This is a genomic window from Luteibacter sp. P4_E6 (assembly GCF_056401535.1).
In genome coordinates this window covers 1-1816 of sequence record NZ_JBFUJE010000683.1, presented here as the reverse complement: position 1 = coordinate 1816, position 1816 = coordinate 1, and the positions used below count along the sequence as shown (strand labels likewise).

3 protein-coding genes are annotated in these 1816 nt (G+C 65.0%); 1 reads left to right on the top strand and 2 read right to left on the bottom strand.

What is annotated here, in order from left to right; genetic code table 11:
• The coding region (locus tag AC1DT2_RS22365) for a transporter substrate-binding domain-containing protein (RefSeq protein WP_477298820.1) at positions 1 to 289 on the bottom strand (289 nt) is incomplete at its 3' end.
• An 82-nt stretch (positions 290 to 371) separates the two neighbouring features.
• Between AC1DT2_RS22365 and AC1DT2_RS22360 the strand changes: the two genes are divergently transcribed.
• On the top strand, positions 372 to 1007 hold the full coding sequence (locus tag AC1DT2_RS22360) for a response regulator (protein ID WP_477298818.1): 636 nt from the start codon (positions 372 to 374) through the stop codon (positions 1005 to 1007).
• Between the two features lie 16 nt (positions 1008 to 1023).
• On the opposite strand, the gene AC1DT2_RS22355 is transcribed toward AC1DT2_RS22360, so the two are convergent.
• A partial coding sequence (locus AC1DT2_RS22355) for a DUF3025 domain-containing protein (RefSeq protein WP_477298816.1) occupies positions 1024 to 1816 on the bottom strand: 793 nt, incomplete at its 5' end.

The following is a 1816-nucleotide window of genomic DNA, read 5'->3' as shown; positions in this document are numbered from 1 at the left end:
CGCCACGGGCCAGCGCCTTGAGTAACTCCGGCCACGTCGCGTAGGTACGGGTCTGCAGGGTCACGCCGAGCTCCCCCGCGATCTCGTGCAGGTAGTCCGGCCCCAGCCCCTCCAGCTCGCCCTCGCGCAGTTCTTCGAACGGCGGATAGCCCTCGCGATAGGCGCCTACGGTGAGCACCGGATGGTGGCGTAGCCATTCGCGGTCTTCAGGCGGCAGCGGCGTATCGGGCATGGCCGAGACCGGGCCCGCGAGCACAACCAGTATTAACAGGAGGATTCGTCGAATCACGTCACAGGCTTCGTCAGGGGAACTTCATAGGCATAATCAGCTCTATACGCCGCGTTGACACGCCAACAGGAGAACACAAGGCATGCCACTCAAGGTCATTCTGGCAGACGATCACCCCCTGGTTCTGGTTGGGGGAAGGCTTGCGCTGGAGAATGCGCACATCGAGGTCGTCGGTGCGGCCAAGGCAGCGGACGAGCTTTTGAGCATGCTCGCAGAGCACGAATGCGATGTCGTCATTACGGATTTTCTCATGCCGAGCGATCGGCAGGACGATGGATTCCCCCTGCTTGAGACGATCACGAAGAAATTTCCGCACGTCGCCCTGGTCGTCCTGACGATGATCAATCGCCCCGCCGCGCTGCAGTCCATGCTCGGCCGCGGCGCACGCGGCATCATCGACAAACGGGCGCCGATGGATGAGCTGGCGACCGCCGCGCGTGCCGTGCACGACGGCGAAACCTACCTCAGCGAAACCCTGCTCGACATCCTCAACGAGGCCGACGAAACGTCCGTGGCGATGCCCGGCACGCCCTTGTCGCCACGCGAGGTGGACGTCATCCGCATGTTCGTCCAGGGCATGTCGCTACAGCAGATCGCCGACCAGGAAGGCAAGTCGGTGAAAACCATCAGCCGGCAGAAGCGTGACGCCATGCGCAAGCTCGGCGTGGATCACGACAGCCTGCTGGGCGAGTATGTCCGCGACCATGGCCTGATCTAGGCCCGCCGATCCAGACCTACCGGTTTACCAACGCCGCAGGATACGTCCTGCCTGCGCGCAAGGGCTGAAAACACGGCGCCGTCGTGTAGAACGACTCCACGGCGGTGCCCGCATGCCAGCCTGGCACGCCCGATACGGGTAACGGGCGCAGCTCCTGTGGATCGTTGAGCACCGTGCCGGCAGCGATGGCACGGGCGCAGACCGCATTGGCGTCGCCCTCGCCCATCACTACCAGGGCCTTGCCGACGAGCAGCTTGTCCGGCGTCAGCGCGTGTTCGAGCAGCGCATGGCCGAATACCTCCACGCGGGCCCGCCCGTCGAGCCACGCCTCCCGGTGCGTCCATAGCAGGGTGTGCCAGTCATGCACATCCCACGCAGCGAGCATGGCGGGATCCTTCAACGTCACCACCATCCCGGCCTCGTCGAAGTGTGTCAGCGCGCACTGCGCGCGCGAGCGCTGCCGCGCTCCCATCACCGCGATCTCGGCCATCTGCCGCGCATTCAGTGCACGCTTGAGCGCGCCATGGCGAAGCCAGACGAAGGCGTTGAACAGGTCGTGCCAGTTTTCGGGGCGGGTGGCGATGGCGCCGTGGCGCGCGATGCGCTCTTCGTAATGAAGGCCATCCGCGAGGAGCGCGGGGTCCTGCGTCACGAAACGCACGCCCGATGTCTCCGGCAGCAAGGCATTCAGCGCGTCGATCGTGGGCCACGCGAGCCCATCGATCAACGCGGTGAAATCGTTCCACTGCGATAGTGGCGGCGACACGAGCACGCTTCGCTCTAGCGTGTCACGCGAGGGCGCCACATAC

Excerpts from the sequence above, each read along its gene's own strand:
- AC1DT2_RS22360 (WP_477298818.1), top strand. The coding sequence starts at position 372 with ATGCCACTCAAGGTCATTCTGGCAGACGATCACCCCCTGGTTCTGGTT.